The 21,996-nt window shown below is 68.2% G+C and carries 19 protein-coding genes; 7 read left to right on the plus strand and 12 right to left on the minus strand.

Annotated features, from left to right (window positions below):
* The first annotated feature begins 51 nt into the window (after nucleotides 1–51).
* The 3 genes from EPA99_RS04230 (at nucleotide 52) to EPA99_RS04240 (ending at nucleotide 3,718) form a co-directional block, all read left to right on the plus strand.
* Nucleotides 52–1,440 (plus strand): FAD-binding oxidoreductase, encoded by a 1,389-nt coding sequence (locus EPA99_RS04230; protein WP_129469948.1) that lies wholly within the window; start codon nucleotides 52–54, stop codon nucleotides 1,438–1,440.
* 83 nt (nucleotides 1,441–1,523) lie between these two features.
* Nucleotides 1,524–1,844 (plus strand): DUF2388 domain-containing protein, encoded by a 321-nt coding sequence (locus EPA99_RS04235; protein ID WP_129469949.1) that lies wholly within the window; start codon nucleotides 1,524–1,526, stop codon nucleotides 1,842–1,844.
* The gene (locus EPA99_RS04240) at nucleotides 1,844–3,718 is read left to right on the plus strand and encodes a DUF7844 domain-containing protein (protein ID WP_129469950.1); all 1,875 of its coding nucleotides are present in this window, start codon (nucleotides 1,844–1,846) and stop codon (nucleotides 3,716–3,718) included. The genes EPA99_RS04235 and EPA99_RS04240 overlap by 1 nt, the downstream gene beginning before the upstream one ends.
* A gap of 90 nt (nucleotides 3,719–3,808) precedes the next feature.
* Here EPA99_RS04240 and yeiP read toward each other — a convergent pair whose 3' ends face one another.
* From yeiP to EPA99_RS19140, 4 genes are all read right to left on the minus strand, one after another.
* Entirely contained in the window at nucleotides 3,809–4,375 is a 567-nt protein-coding gene (gene yeiP, locus EPA99_RS04245; RefSeq protein WP_129469951.1) for an elongation factor P-like protein YeiP, read from the minus strand.
* A 123-nt stretch (nucleotides 4,376–4,498) separates the two neighbouring features.
* Nucleotides 4,499–5,269, minus strand: a complete 771-nt coding sequence (locus tag EPA99_RS04250; protein ID WP_129469952.1) for an SDR family NAD(P)-dependent oxidoreductase — start codon at nucleotides 5,267–5,269, stop codon at nucleotides 4,499–4,501.
* Between the two features lie 55 nt (nucleotides 5,270–5,324).
* Nucleotides 5,325–7,883 carry a sensor domain-containing protein gene (locus EPA99_RS04255; protein ID WP_129469953.1) on the minus strand — a complete coding sequence of 853 codons (2,559 nt, stop codon included), beginning with the start codon at nucleotides 7,881–7,883 and terminating at the stop codon, nucleotides 5,325–5,327.
* Nucleotides 7,880–8,428, minus strand: a complete 549-nt coding sequence (locus EPA99_RS19140) for a beta/alpha barrel domain-containing protein (RefSeq protein ID WP_129469954.1) — start codon at nucleotides 8,426–8,428, stop codon at nucleotides 7,880–7,882. Before EPA99_RS19140 ends, EPA99_RS04255 begins: the two co-directional genes overlap by 4 nt.
* A gap of 108 nt (nucleotides 8,429–8,536) precedes the next feature.
* On the opposite strand from EPA99_RS19140, the gene EPA99_RS04265 reads away from it, so the two are divergent.
* The 3 genes from EPA99_RS04265 to EPA99_RS04275 are packed head-to-tail and all read left to right on the plus strand — an operon-like array spanning nucleotide 8,537 to nucleotide 10,875.
* Nucleotides 8,537–8,782 carry a FeoA family protein gene (locus EPA99_RS04265; RefSeq protein ID WP_206733686.1) on the plus strand — a complete coding sequence of 82 codons (246 nt, stop codon included), beginning with the start codon at nucleotides 8,537–8,539 and terminating at the stop codon, nucleotides 8,780–8,782.
* The gene (gene feoB, locus EPA99_RS04270; protein ID WP_129469955.1) at nucleotides 8,779–10,635 is read left to right on the plus strand and encodes a ferrous iron transporter B; all 1,857 of its coding nucleotides are present in this window, start codon (nucleotides 8,779–8,781) and stop codon (nucleotides 10,633–10,635) included. Before EPA99_RS04265 ends, feoB begins: the two co-directional genes overlap by 4 nt.
* Before the next feature lie 3 nt (nucleotides 10,636–10,638).
* Nucleotides 10,639–10,875: a DUF6587 family protein gene (locus tag EPA99_RS04275; protein WP_129469956.1), complete on the plus strand. Its 237-nt coding sequence runs from the start codon at nucleotides 10,639–10,641 to the stop codon at nucleotides 10,873–10,875.
* A gap of 12 nt (nucleotides 10,876–10,887) precedes the next feature.
* Here EPA99_RS04275 and EPA99_RS04280 read toward each other — a convergent pair whose 3' ends face one another.
* From EPA99_RS04280 to EPA99_RS04310, 7 genes are all read right to left on the minus strand, one after another.
* Nucleotides 10,888–12,339 (minus strand): J domain-containing protein, encoded by a 1,452-nt coding sequence (locus EPA99_RS04280; RefSeq protein ID WP_129469957.1) that lies wholly within the window; start codon nucleotides 12,337–12,339, stop codon nucleotides 10,888–10,890.
* Entirely contained in the window at nucleotides 12,333–14,027 is a 1,695-nt protein-coding gene (locus tag EPA99_RS04285) for a molecular chaperone HscC (RefSeq protein ID WP_129469958.1), read from the minus strand. The genes EPA99_RS04280 and EPA99_RS04285 overlap by 7 nt, the downstream gene beginning before the upstream one ends.
* A gap of 157 nt (nucleotides 14,028–14,184) precedes the next feature.
* Complete coding sequence (locus EPA99_RS04290) at nucleotides 14,185–14,562, minus strand: hypothetical protein (RefSeq protein WP_129469960.1); 378 nt, start codon at nucleotides 14,560–14,562, stop codon at nucleotides 14,185–14,187.
* Nucleotides 14,559–15,101: a bactofilin family protein gene (locus EPA99_RS04295; protein WP_129469961.1), complete on the minus strand. Its 543-nt coding sequence runs from the start codon at nucleotides 15,099–15,101 to the stop codon at nucleotides 14,559–14,561. The genes EPA99_RS04290 and EPA99_RS04295 overlap by 4 nt, the downstream gene beginning before the upstream one ends.
* Before the next feature lie 435 nt (nucleotides 15,102–15,536).
* The gene (locus EPA99_RS04300) at nucleotides 15,537–15,878 is read right to left on the minus strand and encodes a hypothetical protein (protein ID WP_129469962.1); all 342 of its coding nucleotides are present in this window, start codon (nucleotides 15,876–15,878) and stop codon (nucleotides 15,537–15,539) included.
* 194 nt (nucleotides 15,879–16,072) lie between these two features.
* Entirely contained in the window at nucleotides 16,073–16,411 is a 339-nt protein-coding gene (locus EPA99_RS04305) for a hypothetical protein (RefSeq protein ID WP_129469963.1), read from the minus strand.
* A 121-nt stretch (nucleotides 16,412–16,532) separates the two neighbouring features.
* A complete protein-coding gene (locus tag EPA99_RS04310) occupies nucleotides 16,533–17,708 on the minus strand; it encodes a thiolase family protein (protein WP_129469964.1) in 1,176 nt (391 codons plus the stop codon).
* A 161-nt stretch (nucleotides 17,709–17,869) separates the two neighbouring features.
* On the opposite strand from EPA99_RS04310, the gene EPA99_RS04315 reads away from it, so the two are divergent.
* The gene (locus EPA99_RS04315; protein ID WP_241688263.1) at nucleotides 17,870–20,761 is read left to right on the plus strand and encodes a S8 family serine peptidase; all 2,892 of its coding nucleotides are present in this window, start codon (nucleotides 17,870–17,872) and stop codon (nucleotides 20,759–20,761) included.
* A 67-nt stretch (nucleotides 20,762–20,828) separates the two neighbouring features.
* Here EPA99_RS04315 and EPA99_RS04320 read toward each other — a convergent pair whose 3' ends face one another.
* Complete coding sequence (locus EPA99_RS04320) at nucleotides 20,829–21,986, minus strand: isovaleryl-CoA dehydrogenase (protein ID WP_129469965.1); 1,158 nt, start codon at nucleotides 21,984–21,986, stop codon at nucleotides 20,829–20,831.
* Between the last annotated feature and the right edge of the window lie 10 nt (nucleotides 21,987–21,996).

Consider the following 21,996-nt stretch of genomic DNA (forward strand, 5'->3'; position numbering starts at 1 on the left):
TTGCATCGCTGGCACGCTGGCGCCCCCCTTATCGCAGGCTTTCGCGCCGCCATGACCGACTCCCGCCTTGCCGCGCTGCAAGCCGCCGCACCGGACCTTCGCCTGAAGACCGAGCCGGGCGATCTGGAGCACTACGGCCGGGACTGGACCCGTCGCTGGACCCCCGATCCGCTGGCCATCGCCTTGCCGGGCAGCGTGGCCGAGGTGCAGGCGGTGATGCGCTGGGCCAGCGCGCATGCCATCAAGGTCGTGCCCTCCGGCGGCCGCACCGGCCTGTCCGGCGGCGCGGTGGCCGCCCATGGCGAGCTGGTGCTCAGCCTGGAGCGCATGAACAAGCCGCTGGCCTTCGACCGCGTCGACCGCACGCTGACCGTGCAGGCCGGCATGCCGCTGGAGGCGGTGCACAACGCCGCGCGGGAGAACGGACTGGAGTATCCGGTGGATTTCGCCGCGCGCGGGTCGTGCTCGATCGGCGGCAACATCGCCACCAACGCCGGCGGCATCCGCGTGATCCGCTATGGCAACACGCGCGAATGGATCGCAGGGCTCAAGGTGGTCACCGCCGATGGCGAGGTGCTGGATCTCAACCGCGCCCTGGTCAAGAACTCCAGCGGCTACGACCTGCGCCAGCTGATGATCGGCTCGGAAGGCACGCTGGGGGTGATCGTGGAAGCCACCCTGCGCCTGACCGATCCGCCGCCGCCGACCAACGTGATGCTGCTGGCGCTGACCAGTTTCGAGGGGCTGATGGAGGTGTTCGCCGCCTTCCGCGAGCGGCTGCAGCTGGAGGCCTTCGAGTTCTTCACCGACATCGCCCTCAAGCATGTGCTGGCGCATGGGGCGGTCAAACCGTTCGAGGAAGTCCACCCTTACTACGTGGTCACCGAGTTCGCCATCGGCGATGAGGCCAAGGAAGCCGCGGCAATGGCGGCGTTCGAGGCGTGCATGGAGGCCGGCTGGGTGGCCGACGGCGTGATCAGCCAGTCCGATGCCCAGGCCCAGCAACTGTGGCGGCTGCGCGAGGGCATCACCGAGTCGCTGGCACCGCACGTGCCCTACAAGAACGACGTGTCGGTGCGGATCTCGCGGATGCCGGCGTTCCTCAAGGAAACCCAGGCGCTCCTCGGCCAGGCCTATCCGCAGTTCGAGGTGGTGTGGTTCGGCCACATTGGCGATGGCAACCTGCACATCAACGTGCTCAAGCCGGCGGAGATGGCGCAGGACCAGTTCGTGCGCGAGTGCGAGCAGGTCACCAAGCTGTTGGCGCAGGCGCTCAAGGCCCACGAGGGCAGCATCTCGGCCGAGCACGGCATCGGCCTGGTCAAGAAGCCTTACCTGGACAGCACCCGCAGCCCGGCGGAGATCGCGCTGATGCGCGGCGTGCGCCGGGCGATGGACCCGCAGGCCCTGCTGAACCCGGGCAAGCTGTTCGACGCCTGATCCGGCCGACCAATGGAACCTGCGTGTGAAGGCCGTGTAGTCTTCGGCCCTGGCCTTGGCCTGTCTTGCCCTCGACTCACGGAATGAACCGCATGAAAGCGCTGCTCCCCCTGTGCCTGCTGGCACTGACCGCACCGGCCCTGGCCGGTAGTTTCGCCGGCAGCTCCGCCGGTGCCTCCTCGGCTGGTTCGTCTGCCGGCTCGTCGGCGTCTTCGGACAGCTCCTCAGGTGGCGATGACAAGATCGTCCTGCAGGCACGCCAGGACGCGGCGGGCTTCGTCGCCAGCGAAGGTCGCATCCGCGGCGCGCAGCTGGAAGCGGCCCTGCGTACGCTGCGCGCGCACGACCCCTCGCTGCACGCACGCAGCGACATGCAGCTGGCCCAGGCCATCCTGGCACGCTGATGCCGGTGCGCCGGCCATGGCGCCGGCGCGCTTGGGCGCGGCGGCTGTGGCTTGCGCTGCTGCTTGCAGGCCTGGCCTGGCTGCCGGCCGCGCAGGCCGGTGTGCGGCTGCTGCTGGATGAGGCCGGGCTGGATGCGGCCGAGCGCGCCGCCAGCGCGCAACTGATCCAGGACGTGCAGGCGCGCTTGCCGCCCGCCTTCGGCCAGGCGCTGGATGAGCCCATCGCGCTGCAATGGCGCGCCGATCTGCCAGCGCAGGTGCACGGCCGCGCCCAGGGCGGGCGGATCCTGCTGGCGCGGCCGCTGCTCGATGCGCTGCTGCCCGCCGCTGCGCGCACGCCGGCACAGGCGGCCCTTGCCGCGCACCAGGCCCGCGCCGCGCTGATCCATGAGCTTGCCCATCTGTACGATCGCCACGCGCGCGGCGGGGTGTCGCGCGATCCGCGCCTGCTGGATCTGGCCGGTTGGCAGCGGCGGCCGCTGCGACCGTTCTCGCGTGCGCCCAGCGCCATGCGCGACCGCAGTCCGGACGCGTATGAACTGACCAGTCCGCGCGAGTTCGTGGCGGTCAATATCGAGTATCTGCTGCTGGATGCGGACTACGCCTGCCGTCGTCCGCAGCTGCGCGCCTGGCTGGCGCAGCGCCTGGGCATGTCCCTCGACGATGGCCGCTGCGCGCCGGCCCTGCCTTTCGTTGAGGCATCCGCAGCCGCCGGCCAGGCGCAGCTGCGCGCGCTGGACCCGGCGCGCGTGTACGCGGTGGATTACCTGCTGGCCGAGGGCAATGCGCAGGCGATGAGCCGCTGGGGCCACACCATGCTGCGGCTGGTGGTCTGCGCGCCGGGCCGCACGCCCGGTCCGGATTGCCGGCTGGACCTGCAGCACCACCTGGTGCTGTCTTTCCGCGCCTTCGTCGGCGACGTGCAGGTCTCGCACTGGCGCGGGCTGACCGGTTCCTACCCCACGCGCCTGTACGCCCTGCCGCTGGAGCAGGTGATCGACGAGTACACCCGCATCGAGCTGCGCAGCCTGCGCTCGGTGCCGCTGAAGCTGGCGCCGCAACAGATCGCCGGCATCGTGCAGCGCGCCGCCCAGCTGCACTGGAACTACGACGGCCGCTACTACTTCATCAGCAACAACTGCGCGGTGGAGAGCGCGCGGCTGCTGGAGGAGGGCGTGCCCGCGCTGGCCGATGCCGGCGTGCTGGCGATCACCCCGGCCGGGGTGCTTCAGCGCCTGAGGCGCGCCGGCATAGCGGAGGTATCGGTGTTCGACGATATGGAGACGGCGCGACGCCAGGGCTACTACTTCCAGGCCGCCAGCGCGCACTACCAGGCCTTGCTGGAGGTGCTGCGCACGCAGGCACAGGTGCCGGTGGACAGCGTGGACGCCTGGTTCGCGCTGGCGCCGGCACAGCGTGCAGGCTGGGTGGAGGATGGCAACCTGCGGGTGACCGCCGCCGCGCTGCTGCTGGAGCAGGCCGCGGCCAATCGTGCCGAGCATGAGGTGCGCGATGAACTCAAGCGACGCTACCTGGGGCGCAGGCGCAAGGGCCAGGCGCTGGACGGGGAGCTGCAGGCCTTGTTCGAGGCCGAGAGCCGGCTGGCGCGACCATCGGCCTTGCTTGTAGGAGAGACGACGTCAGGTTATGGCCTGCCGATCGGGGCGGAGCTGACCGCCCTGCAGGCGCGCGGCGCAGCCCAGGCCTTGATCCTGGCCGATGGCTGGCAGCGCGTGCGCGCCCTGGCGCTTGGAGAACTTCCACCGGCGCAGCGCGCGATGCTGGAAGGCGCGCAGCGCAATGTCGAATCGCTCTCGGCGCGGATGCGGGAACAGGCGCGCGAACAGGCGCCAGGGTCGCAGCCCGATCTCTAGAACCGGCCTGGTTTGTCGGCAACAGGCGGGCTGACCCCATCGGCCGCCGGATCGCGGCGGCCGATGCCGAGGTCTTTCACGCCGTGGCGATCAATCCGCGCGGCCGCCGAACTCGCCGGTCGTGGTGTTGACCAAGATGCGCTCGCCGTTGGTGATGTATTCCGGGACCATGATCTCGATGCCGGTGCTGAGCTTGGCCGGCTTGGGTCGCTTGGTCGCGGTGCCGCCCTTGAGTTCCGGCGGGGTCTCGACCACTTCCAGGGTCACGTGCTGCGGCAGCTGCACGGCCACCGGCTGTTCGTCGATCACCTGCACGTATAGGCCGGTCAGGCCGTCGGTGATGTAGCCGGCGTTGTCGCCCAGCGCCTGCGCATCCAGGGTGTAGGGCGTGTAGTCCTCATCGTCCAGGAACACGAAGGCATCGCCATCCATGTAGGAGAAGGTGGCCTGGCGGCGCAGCAGCTCCACTTCGGTCAGGTTGTCGTCGGCATCGAAGCTGGCATCGAGCTTGGCCCCGCCGGGCACGGAATACATGATGAAACGGAAGCGCACGTTGCCGCCGCGGCCCTGCGGCGAGGAGCGCTCGATGTCGCGGATCTGGTAGACGCCGTTGTTGTACTCGACGACGTTGCCCTTCTTGATGTCACCAGCTTTCATGGATCGATGGTCCGATTGGAGAAGTGGATTGGGGATTAGGAACGAGAAACGAGGAACGAGGAACGAGTGGAAGAGCGGGCGGATCCCCGTCACTCGTTCCTCGTTCCTCTCCACTCGTTCCTGCTACTTCGCCGCCAGCCGCGTGGCGCCATCCAAACGGATGGTCTCGCCGTTGAGGTAGCGGGCGCGCAGGATGAAGCCGACGGTTTCGGCGAACTCCTGCGGTTGTCCCAGGCGGGAGGGGAAGGGGATGGAGGCGGCCAGCGACTGCTGCACGGCCTCGGGCATGCCGTCGACCATCGGCGTCCAGAAGATGCCCGGGGCGATGGTCATCACGCGAATGCCGAAACGCGCCAGCTCGCGCGCCATCGGCAGGGTCATGCCGACCACGCCGCCCTTGCTGGCCGAATACGCCGCCTGGCCGATCTGGCCCTCGAAGGCGGCCACGCTGGCGGTGTTGATGATCACCCCGCGCTCGCCATCGGCGCCTGCGGCGTTGTGCTGCATGGCATCGGCCGCGGCCTTGGCCACGTTGAAGCTGCCGACCAGGTTGACCAGCACCGTGGTGCGGAAGGTCGCCAGGGGCATGGGCGCCTCCTTGCCGAGCACGCGCCCGGCGCCGAGGATGCCGGCGCAGTTGACCGCGACATTCAGGCCGCCCAGAAACGCCTTGGCGGCATCGACCGTGGCGGCCACGGCCGCCTCGTCGGTCACATCGGTACGGAAGTAGCGGGCCTTGTCCTCGCCCAGCGCCGCCACGGCCGCCGCGCCCTTGTCGTCGTTGACGTCCAGCAGCGCCACGCGCGCCCCGCCCGCGACCAGGTGTTGCGCCACGGCCAGGCCCAGGCCGGACACGCCGCCGGTGATCAACGCCTTGGTGTTCTCAAGCTCCATCTGTCCTGCGCCCGTTCCAGGGAAGCCGGCGATTCTACGACAGCAGGCGTTCCAGTCAGGCCTGGACGGCCTGTGGCCGCTGGGCGCCGCGCAGGCGGCTGGCGAACTCGTCCGGCGGCAGGCCCGGGGCGAACAGGAAGCCCTGGCCCACCGGCACCCCCAGCTGCAGCAGGAACTGGCGCTGGGACTCGGACTCGATGCCCTCGGCCACCAGGCCCAGGCCCAGGCTGCGGGCGATGGCCGACACCGCCTGGCACACGGCCACGTCCGAGCGGTTGCCGGGCACGCCTTCGGTGAACAGCTGGCTGATCTTCAGCCCATGGATGGGCAGGCGGCGCAGGTAGTTGAGCGCGCTGTAGCCCTCGCCGAAGTCGTCGATGCTCAGCAGCACGCCCAGGGCGCGCAGTTCGGCGAAGGTGCGCAAGGTCGCCGGGGCGTCCTCGATCAACACCCGCTCGGTGAACTCCAGCTCCAGCGCCGAGCCGGGCAGGTCGAACTCTTCCAGCAGCTCGCGCACGTGGCGGGCCAGGTCGTCGGCGAACTGGCGATAGGAGACGTTGACCGCCACCCGGATCACGCCCAGGCCCTCGTCGCGCCACTGCCGCACCTGCCGGCAGGCCTCGCGCAGCACCCAGCGGCCGATGCGGACGATGTCGCCGGTGGTTTCGGCATGGCCGATGAACAGGTCCGGGCGCTGCTCGCCCAGCTGGTGATTGCTCCAGCGGATCAAGGCCTCGGCGGCGATGATCTGGCCGCGGCGCAGGTCCACCTGCGGCTGGTAGACCAGGTGGAACTCCTCGTTGTCCACGGCCCGGCGCAGCTGGGTCTCCATCAGCACGCGGTCCTGCTGCTTCTGCGCCAGCTCGGGGGTGAAGTCCTGCCAGGCGTTGCGGGTGCGGTGCTTGACGTCGTACATGGCTACGTCGGCGTTCTGGATCAGCTGCTGCGGCCGCGCCCCATCCTGCGGTGCGCGCGCGATGCCGATGCTGGCGCCGATGTTGAATTCCTCCTGGCCGAAGCGGAACGCCGGCTCGAAGGCGTGCAGGATGGCATCGGCCATGCACTCGGCCACGCGCGGGTCGCCGCCGTCCTCGCACAGCACCAGGAACTCGTCCCCGCCGAAACGCGCGACCTGGCCGCTGGGGCCCACCGCATCCAGGATGCGGTGGGCTGCTTCCATCAGCAGCTGGTCGCCGGTGTTGTGGCCCAGCACGTCGTTGACCGCCTTGAAGCGGTCCAGGTCGATGTACAGCAGCGCCAGCTGGCCGTGCGCCGCATCGCTCAGGCGCCGGCCCAGCTCGGTCAGGACCGCATCGCGGTTCATCAGCCCGGTCAGCGGGTCGGTGCGCGCCTGCACGCGCAGGGCCTCCTCCGAGCGCTTGTCCAGCGAGATGTCCTGCAGGGTGCCGATGACCCGCGCCGACGCAGGGTCGCTGGCTTCCAGCTCGCCGATCACCCGCACCCAGAACGGCTGGCCGTCATGGCGCCGGCCCTGCAGTTCGGTATCGAAGCCGCCGCCCTCGCGCATCAGGCGCGCGGTGACATCGCGGAACCGGCGCCGGTCGGGCTCCTCCAGGCACGCCAGCATGTCGGCGATGCGCTCGGGCGCGCGCGCCGCACCGAGGATGCGCTGGGCCTCGGCGGTGACATAGACCAGGTCGCGCCCGGTGTCCCATTCCCAGCCGCCGATCTGCGCCAGCGCCTGGGTGCGGTCGAACAGCGCGCTCTCGCGCTTGAGATGGGTGACGTCGCTGAAGATCGAGGTGACCTGGGAGGGACGGTCCTGGCCCGGCGCGAACTGCGGCACCGAGGTAATGCTGAGCCAGATCAGCTCCTTGCGCTGGCGGTGATACAGGCCGATCAGCCGGCTTTCCTGGATACGGCCCTCGGCCAGTGCACGCTGCGGCGGCATGTCGTGCTCCTCCAGCTCGCGCCCGTCCTCGTCCACCACGCGCCAGCGCTCGTGCACCAGCTCCTCGGACAGGCTCATGCGCGCACTGACGCCGAAGATGCGCAGGGCCGCGCCGTTGGCGTAGAGGATCTGGCGCTCTCGGTTGTGCACGATCACGCCGCAGTCCAGCGCTTCCATCAGCTCCCGGTAGCGGGTTTCGGCCTCGCGCCGCCGGCTTAGGTCGCGCGCCACCGCCACCAGGCTCTTGTGGCCATCGAAGCGGTAATTGGCCGAATGCACCTCCACCGGGAAGCGCGTGCCGTCGCCGCGCATGTTGGTGACTTCGATGACGTAGCTCTCGCCCCGGTTGAGCGTCTCCCACACCGGCACCATGTGATCGCGCGGCAGGTCCGGGTTGAGCACGCGGATGTTCTTGCCGACGATGTCACCGTGGACGCGTTGGTAGGCCTCCACGCCGGCCTTGTTGAGCGCCAGCACGGTGCCATCCTCGGACAGGATGCTGACCGGGTCGGGCATCGCATCGAACAGCGCCCGCCAGCGCAGCCCGGACTCCTCCTGGTCCCGCAGGCAGGCCGCCAGGGCCTGCGCGGCCTGATCGAGCAATTCGCGCAGGGCGGGCTCGGGCAGCTGCGCCGATCTGGCGCGCTCAAGCGCATCGAGCACGGCCTGCGGCTCCAGGGGTGGCTGCGATGGCAGGTTCATGCCGTGCCTCGCGCGCGCTCGGCCTTGCCGCCCGGGCGCCCCCGGCGCTGGCTCGGTCGAAAGCCGGCCCTGCCGCGCGCCACCAGATCCGTGTCGGTCTCCATTCCCGATCCCTGCAGCATGTACACGACGTCCTCGGTGGCAGCATGGCCACTGGCCCCGGGCGCGTAGGGACAGCCGCCGGAACCGGCGATGGCTGCATCCACTACACGCACTCCAGACTCCAGACAGGCCAGCGCCTGGACCACGGCCTGCCCAACGACGTCGTGGGCGCGGACCACCCAAGCGGACACCGCCATGTCGCCTGCTGGAGCCGGCTGCATCCGTCGGTGGCCCGCATCGGCCTGCGCCGGCCTCCAGGCCCGATCGGCCTCCGCGGTAAACGCCTCGTTCCACGCCGCCGGCGCCGCCGCACGCGGCGCATCCTCGCATCTGGCCCGACGCGGATCCTGGGTCGGTCCCGCGATCGGGCGGGAATCGTGCATGGCCGGCCGGCTCAACCGTCGCACGGTGGCCTGGCATGGCTCGATCGGTTCCGTCTGCATGCGCCACCTGTCTGTCCGTTTACACGCATGTTATCGAGCGTCCAGCTTGGGCGGTGGTGCGATGCGGCGGTGCTACAATTGAGAATAGTTACCAATTGAGTCCCGTGCGTGATCCTCACCGAGTTGCCCCGTCGCAAGCCTGCCATCGTGGACACCGTGGTCGAAAAACAGCCGAACGACCCGATCGCGCGGCGTCTGCGTGAGCTGGGCTTCGTCGAGGGCGAACAGGTCAGCGTCGTGGCCGGCGGGCCACTGGGCGCCGAGCCGTTGCTGGTGCAGGTGGGCTTCACCCGCTTCGCCCTGCGCCGCAGCGAGGCCGCCCGCATCGTGCTCAAGCCGGAGGTCGCCGCATGAGCGTCAGCCGGATTCCGCTGCGCCTGGCCCTGGTCGGCAACCCGAACTGCGGCAAGACCGCGCTGTTCAACCAGATCACCGGCAGCCGCCAGAAGGTCGCCAACTACGCAGGCGTGACCGTCGAGCGCAAGGAAGGCCGCTACACCAACCGCCAGGGACGCGAGTACGCCGTGCTGGATCTGCCTGGCGCGTACAGCTTCAATGCGGCCAGCCTGGACGAGGCGGTGACGCGCGACCTGTGCCGCGGCTTCCTGCCCGGCGAGCCCAAGCCCGACGTGCTGGTCTGCGTGGTCGATGCGACCAATCTGCGCCTGCACCTGCGCTTCGCCCTGGAAGTCCGCAACCTGGGCATTCCGATGATCCTGGCGGTCAACCTAGCCGATGTGGCGCGCAAGCGCGGCATCACCATCGATCTCAACGCGCTCGAGCGCGAGCTGGGCATCCCGGTGGTGGAGACGGTGGCGGTCCGGCGCCACGGCGCGCAGGCGCTGCTGGACCAGATCGACCGCACCGCGGTGTCTGCGCATCTGCCGCCGCAGCTGGCCGAGGGCGCGGACCTGCACGCCGAGACCCGGCGCCTGCTGTCGGTGGCCGTGGGCATGCCTTCGCGCACGGCCAGGATCGACGATGCGCTGGACCGCTGGCTGCTGCATCCGCTGTTCGGCCTGCTGACCCTGGCGGTGGTGATGTTCCTGATCTTCCAGGCGGTCTACGCCTGGGCCACGCCGATCATGGACGGGATCGATGCCGGCACCGCCGCCCTGGGCAGCTGGGTCGGCGGCGTGCTGCCGGAAGGCCCGCTCAGCAGCCTGCTGGTGGACGGCATCATCGCCGGCCTGGGTGGGGTGATCGTATTCCTGCCGCAGATCCTGATCCTGTTCGCCTTCATCCTGGCCCTGGAGGAATCGGGCTACCTGCCGCGCGCGGCCTTCCTGCTGGACCGCAGCATGTCGGCGGCGGGCCTGTCCGGGCGCTCGTTCATCCCGCTGCTGTCCAGCTTTGCCTGCGCGATTCCCGGCATCATGGCCACGCGCTCCATCCAGGACCCGCGCGACCGCATGGCCACGATCCTGGTCGCGCCGCTGATGACCTGTTCGGCGCGCCTGCCGGTGTATGCGCTGCTGATCGGCGCCTTCGTTCCACAGCGCACGGTCTGGGGATGGTTCAACCTTCAGGGCCTGGTGCTGTTCGGCCTGTATGCGGCGGCCGTGGCCAGCGCGCTGGTGGTGTCCTGGATCATGAAGCGCGTCCGTCGCGACAAGTCCGAGCACGCGCTGATGCTGGAACTGCCGTCCTACCGGATCCCGCATCCGCGCGACCTGGCCATCGGCCTGTGGGAGCGCGCGACCATCTTCCTCAAGCGCGTGGGAGGCATCATCCTGGCGCTGACGGTGCTGCTGTGGTTCCTGCTGTCCTATCCGGGCGCGCCGGCCGATGCCACGCTGCCGGCCATCGACTACAGCTTCGCCGGCCGCATCGGCCATGCCCTGACCGCGGTCTTCTCGCCGCTGGGCTTCAACTGGCAAATCTGCATCGCCCTGATCCCCGGCCTGGCCGCGCGCGAGGTGGCCGTGTCCTCGCTGGCCACGGTCTATGCGCTGTCGGCGGCCGACGACGATGCAGCTTCGCAGGCGCTGCTGCCCTTGATCCACGACGGCTGGTCGCTGGCCACCGGCCTGTCGCTGCTGGTCTGGTACATCTACGCGCCGATGTGCATCTCCACCCTGGCCACCATCAAGCGCGAGACCAACTCCTGGCGCAAGATGGGCATGGCCACGCTGTATCTGTTCGCCCTGGCCTACGTGGCCTCCTTCATCACCTACCAGGTCGCGGTGCGCCTGGGCGCGGGCTGAGCCATGGACCTGTCACTGACCCTGCAATACCTGGTCATCGCCGCAGCGGTGCTGGCCAGCGCCTGGGTGGTGATGAACAAGCAGTTCCCCGGCACCACCCGGCGCCTGCGCGTGGCGCTCGCCCTGGCGCTGCTGCGCGAGGGCAGGGCGGGGTGGATCAAACGGGCCGGTCGCCGGCTGGCACCGCAAGGCTATGGCAACGCCGGCGGCAAATGCGGTGGCTGTGACGGTTGCGGCTGACCGCTCCGCGGCTCAGACCAGCACCGCAGCAACCAGCGAGACCACTGCGCACACCGGAAGAAGCAGCGGACTCCACCGTGCAAGCCGTGGTGAATGCTCCATCCACAACCACACTGGCAACGGCAGGGACGCGAGGGTGAAAGCCAGGGCGAAACGTTGTCCCGCTTCCAACTCAAGCGCCAAGGTCGTAGTGCAGATGCACATGCAAATGGACAGCACGACGACCGATGCCACAGTCAGCGCGGCCATGCGCTCGGTTTTGCCGCGCAAGGGCCGCAGATAGCCGAATGTCATGCCGGCCATGCCTGCAAATGCCAGGCCCGGCAGCCAGGACACGCCGACGCAGATGAAGGTACAGAACAAGCTGGAGAATGTGCCGCTGGAAATTCTCCAGTGTTTTGCCAGCTTCTCGTTGATGTCCCGCAAACCGATGCGCAGCAAGGCATAGGCGAGCCAAGCTGCGGCGGCTCCCGCGATGCAGATCGATCCTCCCAGCAAGACGTTGCGCCTGTCTTCCGGAGCGGCCATGGCGGCGACCACGCCGAAGAAGAGGGCCGGCCATACCGTCGTGCGGAGAAGAACGCACACTACGCGTGGGCGTGTCAGCCTGTTTGCATCCAGTACCTGCCGCCAGAAAGCGATGTTGCCCAAGTTGAGATCCGGGTGCTGCAGGTTAGGGGCAACCTGGGCCAACTGGTGGATCGCCGCACCGATTTGAGCGGGAAGGCCAGGGACTAGCGTCACAAGTAGGCGGTGCTGCGGGCTGTCCGGTCCCGTCAGTTCGAGGCCGATCTGACGTTCCCTCCAGGTTTTGTTCGACGAGCGCAGGCGACTTAAAGCGCGGTCGAACGCATGCTGTCGCTGTTTATCGGCCAGTATGTGCTGAAGCTGCTCGGACAACCCATCGTGATCCACCTTGTCCAGCCCGAAGAAGGCCATGACATGGGGCAGGCAGTGATCTTCGGTTGGTGCCCTTGGCGAACGCGCGATCACCTCCGCCACCGCAGGTCGCAGGGCCATTTTCAGGTCGATTGAGTACAGCGCTTCATGCTCGTACAGCCACCTACTCAGGTGGCTGACCTTGCCGCCGTCCATCCGCTGACGCAGTTCCTCCTGGAAGCCTGGGACATCCAACGCCGCCCGCGGCGCGAGTTGGAGCGCGGTCCAGGACAACTCATGCGTTGTTGCCAGTGGCTCCTCGGGTAAGCGCGCACCGGACTGTTCGGCCGACCGGCCTGCGGTAAGCGGCACGTGTGAGTCCGCGGCTGGATGATCGCGCGGATCGGTCTCGCGGCCCAGCTGCGCGAGGCAGAAGGCATATGCTTCCTGCAGACGCTGGAACGCCAGAGGGTCATCATCGGGCCGGGTGGTCTTGAGGACTCGGGCGTAGGAACGCTTGATCTCGGACCGGTCAGCATTCCTGCCGATGTTGAGCAGGCGGTAGTGCTCGCCAGGATTCAACATGTGCGTGCCTCGAACTCATCCAAGGCACGCACGAGTTCAGAACGGCTCTGCAAGATCTGTTGGAGATCTTGACGCTCCACGATTCCGGTAAAGGTGGCCAGCCATTCCTGCAGCATCGAGCGATGCTCCAGGTGCTCGGCATACAAGCGTTCCAGCCGGGCGATCACCGCCAGGTTGGCCTGGTCCTCTCGCGGATGGATCTTGAGACCCTCCAACTGTGCCAGGCGTTCGCGGATCTCGTGCTCGCTCAGTGTTTCCCCCCCGTTCTGCACAATCAACTCATGTCGCATGCCGGTGCCGTGGGCAAAAGCCTCCACCTGCAGGACGCCGTTGATGTCGTAGGTGAACCGCACGTCCACCGCGTTGAGCTCGCGCGAAACGCCTGCACGCACCGGAATCTTGAGATGCCCTAGCCGCACGTTATGCTCTGACCGCGGACTTTCACCCTGGAGCACCTCGATCTCCACCTGCGCCACGTTGTCATGCACGGGGTAATAGGTATGCATCCGGCTTACCGGCACCGTGCAGTTGCGCTCGATGATGGGACTGAAGTGTCCCGATGTCAGCTTGCCGTAGCCGTCCACGCGCGAGGTATCCACGCCCAGCGTGTAGGGGCAGACGTCGGTTAGTACGATCTCCTCCAGCGCCTGGTCGCGCGCCTTCATTCCGGCGACGGTCGCGGCCCCAAGTGCCACCGCCTCGTCGGGATGCACGTGACGCAGCGGCAGGCGGCCGAGCATGCGCGCGGCGGTCTTGACGACCAGCGGCATCCGAGAGGCGCCTCCGACGACGATCACTTCGTCCAGCCGCTGCGCCGGTATGCCAGCGTCCCGCAGGGCGCGTTCGATCGGTTGTCGGAGGCGTTGAATGAGGGGATCGGCCAGCGAGGTGAATCGTTCCTCGTCGATAGACCAATCGAATGGGCGGCCTGCCAGTTCCAGGGAAACGCTCGCCTGTCCCTGGCTGCTGAGCTGGTGCTTGGCGATCTGCAACTGCTTGCGCAGCAGAGCTAGATCGGTCTGGGCAAGGGTTGACTTGCGGATCCTGCGATCCTCCAGAGCGGCGTCCACGAGCAGCGACAGGAAGTCTTCACCGCCAAGATGGTTGTCACCCGCGGTGGCATGGACTTGAATCACGCCATCGAACATTTCCAGCACCGAGACGTCGAAGGTGCCGCCACCCAGATCGAGCACCATGAACGTCGAACTCTCCACGCGCTCCTGCAGGCCGTAGGCGATCGCGGCCGCTGTTGGCTCGTTGATCAGACGCTCGACCTTGATTCCCGCCAGTTCGCCAGCGATGCGGGTGGCCTTGCGCTGCGCATCGCCGAAATACGCGGGGACACTGATCACCGCCTCTGTGACTTCCTGACCCAGCGCTGCCCTCGCATCGTCCAGCAGGCCCCGCAGGACCAACGCGGAGAGCTCTTCAGGGCGGAAGCTGCGTTCGCCGAGCCGCGTCTCGCGCTGCGTTCCCATCCAGCGCTTGAAGTTAGCGACCGTATCCCGGGGTGCCGTGGCCCGTCGATCCTCGGCACTTTGCCCGACCAGGATGCCCAGCTGCGGATCGACCGAAACGACCGATGGCGTGAGCACTCTTCCGATAGCATTGGGGATGAGACGGGCTTGTCCGCTGTCGAATGTGCCGATCAGCGAGTGGGTGGTTCCAAGATCGATTCCAACGATCACGCCAGCGTCCCTTGTATTCCTTGTGAGAACCAGAGCTTAGCGCTGTTTCACGTTTCATACACGCGGGCTTAACAACTTCAGCAACGGCCCGGAGATGGTGGCCATTGCCATGAGTACTACGCTGACGCAGGTAGAGGGAAGGCGACCCTGTGCGTCGTTACGACAGTCGGCGACGTCCACGCGGCGCCAGGCCGCCCGTGTGCGGGAACATCTCCACGGCCAGGGAGAAGGTCAGCTGCTCGCCCGGCCTGACCGCGCCGACGCCGACCACATGGCGGTCGATTTCCTCGCCGCGCGCGTTGCGCACCACCACCACCGCCGAGTACTCCCACGGCGTGGCATCGGCAGGGTGGTTGACGGTGCCTTCCACCCGCAGCGGCACGATGGTCTGGCGGGCGCGTTCGCTGGTGACGGCGTCATCGAAGCGCAGGTGATGCCGGCAGGCAGGACAGACGCTGGCGCTCTCCAGGATCATCGCCTTGCAGTGCGGGCAGGCGCGGGTGGCGCCCGCGCTGCCCGGACGGGGGTTGCTCACGCCTCGCTCTTGTCGGCCTTGGGTGCTTGATCGGCCTTGGCGTGCCGGCCGTCCTTGTCGCTCCAGCCGAAGTCGACCTGGCCACGCATGCGTGCGCCCGCGGCCACCGTGAGCGAGCCGGCCTTGACGTCGCCGACCAGCATGCCCGAGGCCAGCAGTTCGACCTGCGTGGCCGCTTCGATGTTGCCCTCCAGCTCGCCGGCGACCACGACCTTGCTGGCGCGGACGCTGCCGGCGAGCTTGGCGCCGACTTCGATGGTCAGATCGCCCTGGACGTTGACGTCGCCCTTGAACTTGCCGGCGATGCGGACATGGCCGGTGCCTTCGATCTTGCCCTCGATGGTCAGGTCCGAGGCGATCAGCGATTCCTTCCCCTGCGGTTGGGAAGGCCTGGCCACCGGCGTCGGGGTGGGCGTCGTGGCCGGCGTGGCAGGGGCGCTTTCGACGGGTGCGGCCGCCGCGGCCGGCTGGAATGGCAGCGGGTCGGCAACCGGGGGCGGGGCGGTCTTGCTGGGGGCCTGATCCTTCCAGATCGACATGGGCACGGTTCTCCAGGGACTCGGGGGAAGGCCGACTATCGCGGCTCGTCCTCGAACCTTTTGTGACAACAATCACCGATAAGCTGATTGCCCGTGCGGAACAGGCCAGGCGCCATGACCACCGCCCAGGGCGCCGGTGCGCACGCACGGCACCTCCATGCGAGCCATATCAACGCACGGCCGGGCGGGGGCCCTGTATACGCCTTCGGCGAACAGGCTGCCCCCGCTGGTGAGGTTGCAGAGCGGATGTCCTTGCGAGCACACCGCCCTGCATCCCGAACGATGCGTCGAACACACACCGTGCAAGCGTGTCTCCCGACTGGCGGGAGGCGTTGCCACGAAATGCCTCTCGATTTTCTAATGAGTAAAAACACAAAGGCCCGCTTGCGCGGGCCTTTGCATGGTCGGCGTCGAAACGCCGGACCGGCAACTAACTTACTTCTTGGAAGCTTCCTCGGCCTTGGCCGAAGCCTCGGCGGCCTTGTCGGCCGTGGCCTGGGCGGCGTCCGAAGCAGCGGCTGCGGCGTCGGCGGCACCCGCCTGCACGGCGTTCTCGGTCTTCTCGGCCGCAACGCTCGCTTCCTGGGAGGCATTGGCTGCGGCGGCAGCGGCCGAATCGGCGGCGGCGCTGGCCTCGGCCGAGGCCTTGTCGGCGGCAACCGAGGCGTCTGCAGCGGCGCTGTCGGCGGTGGCTGCGGCGTGGTCCTGGGTCTTCTGGGAGCAGGCGCCCAGCGCCAGCGCAGCGGTCACGATCACGGCAGAGGTCAAAACTTTCATGCAAGTTTCCTGCTTGGGTGGGTGGTGGGCGGAGCATAGCGGCGCGGCCGCGAAAATGGCGTTGCCATCAGGACAATCGCCGCTGAATGTCAGACGCGTTATCAAGCGGCCGACCCAAACAAAAAAGGCTGCCGGTTTCCCGGCAGCCTTTTCGACGTCGACGCCCCGATGGGGGCATCAAAGCAGGAAGAAGATTACTTCTTCTCGCCTTCAGCGGCGTCCTTGGCAGCGTCCTTCGACTGCTCGGCGCTGTCGGCAGCGGCGTCAGCCTTGTCGGCAGCGGCTTCGGCAGCAGCGTCGGTCGGAGCAGCAGCGGCGTCGGCAGCAGCGTTGGCGGCTTCGTCGGCGGCGGTGGCAGCGGCGTCAGCGGCGGTCTGCGAGGCAGCGTCGGCAGCCGGGGCCTGGGCAGCAGCCTGGGCTTCGGTCGCGGCGGCCGAGGCGTCGGCGGCGGAGTCGGCAGCCTGCTCCTGCTTGGAGCAAGCAGCCAGGGCCAGGCCCATGGCCAGCGCGATCAGCGTCTTGTTGATGGTCATTTCGGTATTTCCTCGTCGATTGGTTTGGCAACGCGCTAATGCGCGCCTTAACAATGATGACAAGCCATCTACGGCTGTCAAGGGAATTGAATCCTCAGCCCGTCAAACCGGTGTGAATGATTCAGGGCAGTTCGACGGCGATGGCAGTGGCTTCGCCGCCGCCGATGCACAGCGATGCCACGCCTCGCTTGAGCCCACGCACACGTAAGGCATTGATCAGCGTGACAATCAATCGTGCACCCGAGGCGCCGATGGGATGGCCCAGCGCGCAGGCGCCGCCGTTGACGTTGACCTTCTCATGGGGCACGGAGAGGTCGTGGATGACGGCCATGGAGACCACCGCGAAGGCTTCGTTGATCTCGAACAGGTCCACTTGGTCCACCGTCCAGCCGACCTTGCCCAGCAGTTCCTGGACCGCCTTGACCGGCGAGGTGGTGAACCATTCCGGCTCCTGCGAAAAAGTATGGTGCCCGACGATGCGGGCGAGCGGGGCGATGTTGCGCCGGGCGGCATCTTCCTCGGACATCAGGATCAGCGCGGCCGCACCATCGGAGATGCTGGAGGAACTGGCCGCAGTCACGCTGCCGTCCTTCTTGAAGGCCGGCTTGAGGGTCGGGATCTTCGACACGTCCGAGCGCGAGGGCTGCTCATCGGCGGCGTATTCCACCTCACCTTTCCGGGTGGCCACCTTGACCGCCACGATCTCATCATCGAACGCGCCGTTGCCCTGGGCCTGCTGTGCCCGCTGGACCGAGGCGATGGCGTAGTCGTCCTGCTGCTGTCGGGTGAAGCCGTACTTCTCGACGGTCTTCTCGGCGAACACGCCCATGGCCTGGCCGTCGTAAGGGTTGGTCAGGCCGTCCCAGGCCATGTGGTCCACGGCCTGGAAATTGCCGTAGCGGTTGCCGACGCGCGAGTTGGGGATCATATGCGGGGCGTTGGTCATGGACTCCATGCCGCCGGCGACCACGATGCCGGCCGAGCCGGCCTTGATCAGGTCGTGGGCCAGCATCACCGCCTTCATGCCCGACCCGCAGACCTTGTTGATGGTCGTAGCGCCCGTGGACGTCGGTAGACCCGCGGCCAGCGCGGCCTGGCGCGCCGGGGCCTGGCCAAGGTTGGCGGGCAGTACGCAGCCCATGATGACCTCGGACACCTCGTTTGCCGCCAGCCCGGACTGTGCCAGGGCGGCGCTGATGGCTGAGGCGCCCAGGGTCGGGGTCGGCACGCCGGTGAACTGACCCATGAAGGCGCCGATGGCCGTGCGCTTGGCGCCGGTGATGACAATGCCGGTCATGTCTCGCATCCCGTTGTGTGGTGGCCCGATTATCCCGACGCAGATCCCCGTCTGCCAATCCGACCAAGGTCCGTGCGTGGATTAACGGAAATTTTGCGCTAGATTGCACGTCCGCCCCGCCATGGCAGGTGGGGCCACATTCGTCTTGGGGAGACACGGCAATGACCGCACGCAATCACGGGGGCGCCGCGATGGCGCACGGCATGGGGAAGCTGGCACTGGGCGTTCTGGCCTGTGCGGTCATCGCGGCCTGCGGCAGCGGGGGTGGCGCACGCAGCGATGTCCCGCCGCTGAACTCCGGTGGCAATCCGGGCACTCCCACGCCGCCACCGACCCCGCCACCCACCACCCCGCCTCCTTCCACCACGCCCGAGCCGGCTATCGATGCGCACCTGGCGTTGACCAACGCCACCGATGCCCAGCGCGGCGGGATCACCGGCGCTGGCTATGCCATTGGCGTGGTCGATACCGGCGTCAACCGCAATCATCCGGCGCTGGCCGGGCGGGTGGCCGCCAACCTGGTTTACGTCAGCAGCGCCAATGACCTGCGCGTGGACGACAAGGTCGGACATGGCACCACCGTGGCGCAGCTGGCAGCCGGCCGCGCCGTGGGCCGTTGGCCGGGCGGCGTGGCACCGGGGGCGACGATCCTGTCGGCGCGCATCATCCAGGACGAGTCGCCCAAGGACGATGGCAGCGGGCAGGGCAACGAGGTAACCGGTGCGCTGGGGCTGAAGTCGATTCACCAGGACCTGGCCGCTCGCGGCATGCGCATCATGAACAACTCCTGGGGCGGCCTGTACTGGACCCAGTTGAGCGCCACGGCGCCCATCGCCGACGAGTACCGCTTCTTCATCCGCGACAACGATGGGCTGGTGGTCTTCGCCACCGGCAACGAAGGCCGCGCCAACCCCACCGACATGGCTGCGCTGCCCAGCAAGGCAGGCCCCGGCGACAGCCGCCCGGCCGCCGATCTGGAGCAGGGCTGGCTGGCCGTGGCGGCGCTGGATACGGCCACTCCGACTCAGCTGGCCAGTTATTCCAATGCCTGCGGACTGGCGCGCCGCTACTGCCTGGTAGCACCTGGAACGTCGGTGTTCACCGGGCACGACGATACCGCCAGCAGCATCACCTACTACTACGGCAGCGGCACCTCCTACGCCGCGCCGCTGGTGTCCGGCGCCGCGGCGCTGGTATGGCAGAAGTACCCCTATTTCAACAACGACCTGGTGCGGCAGACGCTGCTGGGGACCGCCACCGACCTGGGTCAGCCCGGTCCGGACGACGTGTTCGGGTATGGGCTGCTCAACGTGGAGAGGGCGCTGCGTGGGCCTGGCCGGTTCGACTGGGGCGATGTGGACGTCACGGTGGCGGCGAGTAGCACCGGTACGACCTGGAGCAACGACATCGCCGGTGACGGTGGGCTGATCAAGCGCGGGCGTGGTGAGCTCTTCCTCAGCGGGCAGAACAGCTACACCGGCGCCACCCGCATCGAACAGGGCGCACTGACCTTGCGCGACGGGGCGCGGCTGACCTCGGAGGTGAGCATCGCCACGGTCGCCACTCCTGCGGAGGCGGCCACTCTGCGGTTCCATCAGGGCGGCGCCACGGTGCGCGGCAACGTGAGCAACGGCGGGGTGCTCGCCCAGTACGAGCTTGCCGACGGCGCGCGCATCGAGGGCAACTACCTCCAGACCGCGCAGGGCACCTACGACACCGCGCTGGGCGCCAGCGCCTTGAAGGTCACGGGAACGGCAACGCTGCAGGGTGGCCGCCTCAACTTCAGCCGAGTGGCCAGCGGCTACGTACCGGCTGCGGGTGTGGTCCAGCCGCTGATCCAGGCCGACGGAGGGCTGTCGGGTACCTTCGACTCGTACAGCTTCTCGTCCAACTTCGTGCTGCTCAACGGTGCGCCGGTCTATGACGCCAACAGCGCCAGCTTTCGCGTCGACCAGGTCACCGTCGCCGCGGCGGCCAGCGCGGCTGGTCTGGATGCCGCGGCCGTGGCCTCGGCCTCGCGCGTGGATACGGCCTTCGGCGTCCTGGATACGCCGGGCACGGCGCTGCCGGGCTTTGCCGGTGCCGCGGGCGAGCTGCAGCGGGTGCAGGGCAACCAGGCGCTGGCCGCCAGCCTGGACAGCCTGTCCGGGCGCGCCCATTCGCTGGCGCAGGCGCTGACCTTCGACAACATCGACATGCAGCGCCGCGCGCTGTCCTCGCATTTCGATGAGCGCCTGGCCCAGCCCTGGAGCGCGGGCGCCTGGTCGGCCGGCCTGGGCGGAAGCGGGCAGGGCAGCTATGTCGGCAGCGGGTTCGAGGTCAATGGCTGGATGCTGGGCAATGACTATCGCCTGGGCGAGCACGGGCTGGCGGGCTTCGCCTTCGGCCAGACCCGTGCCAGCGATGGCGCCAGCGCCGGCCTGGACCGCACCCGCGACCGCCAGTCGCAGGGGCAGGTCTACGGCGGATGGCAGCGCGGCCATGCCTATGCGCTGGCGCAGCTGGGCTTCGGGCGCTACGACCGCGCCATCGACCGGCAGCTGCTGCTGGGCGCCGCGCAGTACGGCGTGCACACCGACTACGCCGGTTCGTTCACCACGGCCAACCTGGAGCTGGGCTACCGGCTCGGCATGGGGTCGGTGAACCTGACGTCGTACCTGGGCGCCGAGCACGCACGCGTGCGCAGCGATGGCTTCAGCGAACAGGGTGGGTTCGGCTTCGGCCTGCGCGCGGGCGATGGCCTGTCCACGCGCAGCCGGGCCGTGGCCGGCCTGCGCGCCGAACATGCCTGGCGCGGGCTGAGCCTGCGTGGCTACGCCGAATGGCAGCAGGCGCTGTCGGCCGATGGCCTGTCGATGCAGGCCAGCTTCGTCGGCATCGATGCCTGGGCGCCGATGTCGGGGCTGCAGCCGGCGCGTTCCGGCGGCTTGCTGGGGCTCTCGCTCGATGCCTGGCTCTCGCCGAGCTCCACGCTGTCCTTCGGCTACGACCAGCGTTTCGGGCAGCGTGGCGACACCCACATGCTGTCCCTGCGCTACGGCATGGGGTTCTGAGCAGGCGCAACCGCGCCCGTCTTGCAGAGGAAAGCCCCGACGCGCATCCCGCGCCGGGGCCCGTGGCTCAGCCCCGGCCGTCGAACAGTTCGCGCCCGATCAGCATGCGGCGGATCTCATTGGTGCCCGCGCCGATGCAGTAAAGCTTGGCATCGCGCAGCAGGCGCCCGGCCGGATACTCGTTGATGTAGCCGTTACCGCCCAGCGACTGGATGCCTTCCAGGGTCACCTGCACGGCCGCCTCGGAAGCGTGCAGCAGGCAGCTGGCGGCCGCCGCGCGCGAGCCCTGGCCCGCATCGAAATCGCGCGCGACCTGGTAGGAAAAGGCGCGCGCGGACTGCAGGCTGGTGTACATGTCCGCCAGCTTGCCCTGCATCAGGCCGAACGTGCCGATGGCCGCGTCGAACTGCTTGCGCTCGCGCACATACGGCAAGGTCAGGTCCATCGCCGCCTGCATCAGGCCGATGGGGCCGCCGCTGAGCACCACGCGCTCGGTATCCAGGCCGCGCATCAGTACGCGGACCCCTTCATTGACCTGGCCCAGCACATTGGCCTGCGGGATCCGGCAGTCCTCGAACACCAGTTCGCAAGTGTTGGAGCCGCGCATGCCTAGCTTGTCCAGCTTCTGCGCGGTGCGGAAGCCCGGCATGTCGCGCTCGACGATGAAGGCGGTCATGCAGCGGCTGCCGGCCTCCTTGCCCGCCGTGCGCATGTAGACCAGCAGCACATCGGCCTCCGGGCCGTTGGTGATCCACATCTTGTTGCCGTTGGCGACCCAGGTGTCGCCTTGCAGTTCGGCGCGGCAGGCCATGGAGCCGACCACGTCCGAGCCGGCGCCCGGTTCGCTCATGGCCAGGGCGCCTTTCCACTCGCCGCTGCACAGCCTGGGCAGGTACTTCTCGCGCTGCGCCTGGGTGCCGTTGAGATAGAGATTGGACACGCACAGGTTGGAATGGGCGCCATAGCTGAGGCCGACCGACCCCGATGCCCGGGAAATTTCCTCCATGGCCACCAGGTGCGCCAGATAGCTCATGCCGCTGCCGCCCCAGTCGGGCGGCACGGTCATCCCCAGCAGGCCGAGCTCGCCCAGCTTGGGCCACAGCGCCTGCGGAAACGCGTTGTCGTGATCGATCTGCGCCGCGTAGGGCGCAATTTCGGATTCTGCAAAACGACGCACGGCATCACGCAGTGCATCGATGTCCTCACCCAGCGGAAACGGTCGCATCGGTCCTCCC

The sequence above is a fragment of the Pseudoxanthomonas composti genome (genome assembly GCF_004122095.1).
In the GTDB taxonomy this organism is placed as follows: Bacteria; Pseudomonadota; Gammaproteobacteria; order Xanthomonadales; family Xanthomonadaceae; genus Pseudoxanthomonas_A; species Pseudoxanthomonas_A composti.

Bases quoted from the DNA above. Each gene is read 5' to 3' on its own strand.
- EPA99_RS04230 (WP_129469948.1), top strand. From the start codon at position 52: ATGACCGACTCCCGCCTTGCCGCGCTGCAAGCCGCCGCACCGGACCTT.
- EPA99_RS04280 (WP_129469957.1), bottom strand. From the start codon at position 12,339: ATGTTGAATCCTGGCGAGCACTACCGCCTGCTCAACATCGGCAGGAAT.
- yeiP (WP_129469951.1), bottom strand. From the start codon at position 4,375: ATGAAAGCTGGTGACATCAAGAAGGGCAACGTCGTCGAGTACAACAAC.
- feoB (WP_129469955.1), top strand. From the start codon at position 8,779: ATGAGCGTCAGCCGGATTCCGCTGCGCCTGGCCCTGGTCGGCAACCCG.
- EPA99_RS04275 (WP_129469956.1), top strand. From the start codon at position 10,639: ATGGACCTGTCACTGACCCTGCAATACCTGGTCATCGCCGCAGCGGTG.
- EPA99_RS04255 (WP_129469953.1), bottom strand. From the start codon at position 7,883: ATGAACCTGCCATCGCAGCCACCCCTGGAGCCGCAGGCCGTGCTCGAT.
- EPA99_RS04320 (WP_129469965.1), bottom strand. From the start codon at position 21,986: ATGCGACCGTTTCCGCTGGGTGAGGACATCGATGCACTGCGTGATGCC.
- EPA99_RS04250 (WP_129469952.1), bottom strand. From the start codon at position 5,269: ATGGAGCTTGAGAACACCAAGGCGTTGATCACCGGCGGCGTGTCCGGC.
- EPA99_RS04315 (WP_241688263.1), top strand. From the start codon at position 17,870: ATGACCGCACGCAATCACGGGGGCGCCGCGATGGCGCACGGCATGGGG.
- EPA99_RS04235 (WP_129469949.1), top strand. From the start codon at position 1,524: ATGAACCGCATGAAAGCGCTGCTCCCCCTGTGCCTGCTGGCACTGACC.
- EPA99_RS04310 (WP_129469964.1), bottom strand. From the start codon at position 17,708: ATGACCGGCATTGTCATCACCGGCGCCAAGCGCACGGCCATCGGCGCC.
- EPA99_RS04300 (WP_129469962.1), bottom strand. From the start codon at position 15,878: ATGAAAGTTTTGACCTCTGCCGTGATCGTGACCGCTGCGCTGGCGCTG.
- EPA99_RS04240 (WP_129469950.1), top strand. From the start codon at position 1,844: ATGCCGGTGCGCCGGCCATGGCGCCGGCGCGCTTGGGCGCGGCGGCTG.
- EPA99_RS19140 (WP_129469954.1), bottom strand. From the start codon at position 8,428: ATGCAGACGGAACCGATCGAGCCATGCCAGGCCACCGTGCGACGGTTG.
- EPA99_RS04295 (WP_129469961.1), bottom strand. From the start codon at position 15,101: ATGTCGATCTGGAAGGATCAGGCCCCCAGCAAGACCGCCCCGCCCCCG.
- EPA99_RS04305 (WP_129469963.1), bottom strand. From the start codon at position 16,411: ATGACCATCAACAAGACGCTGATCGCGCTGGCCATGGGCCTGGCCCTG.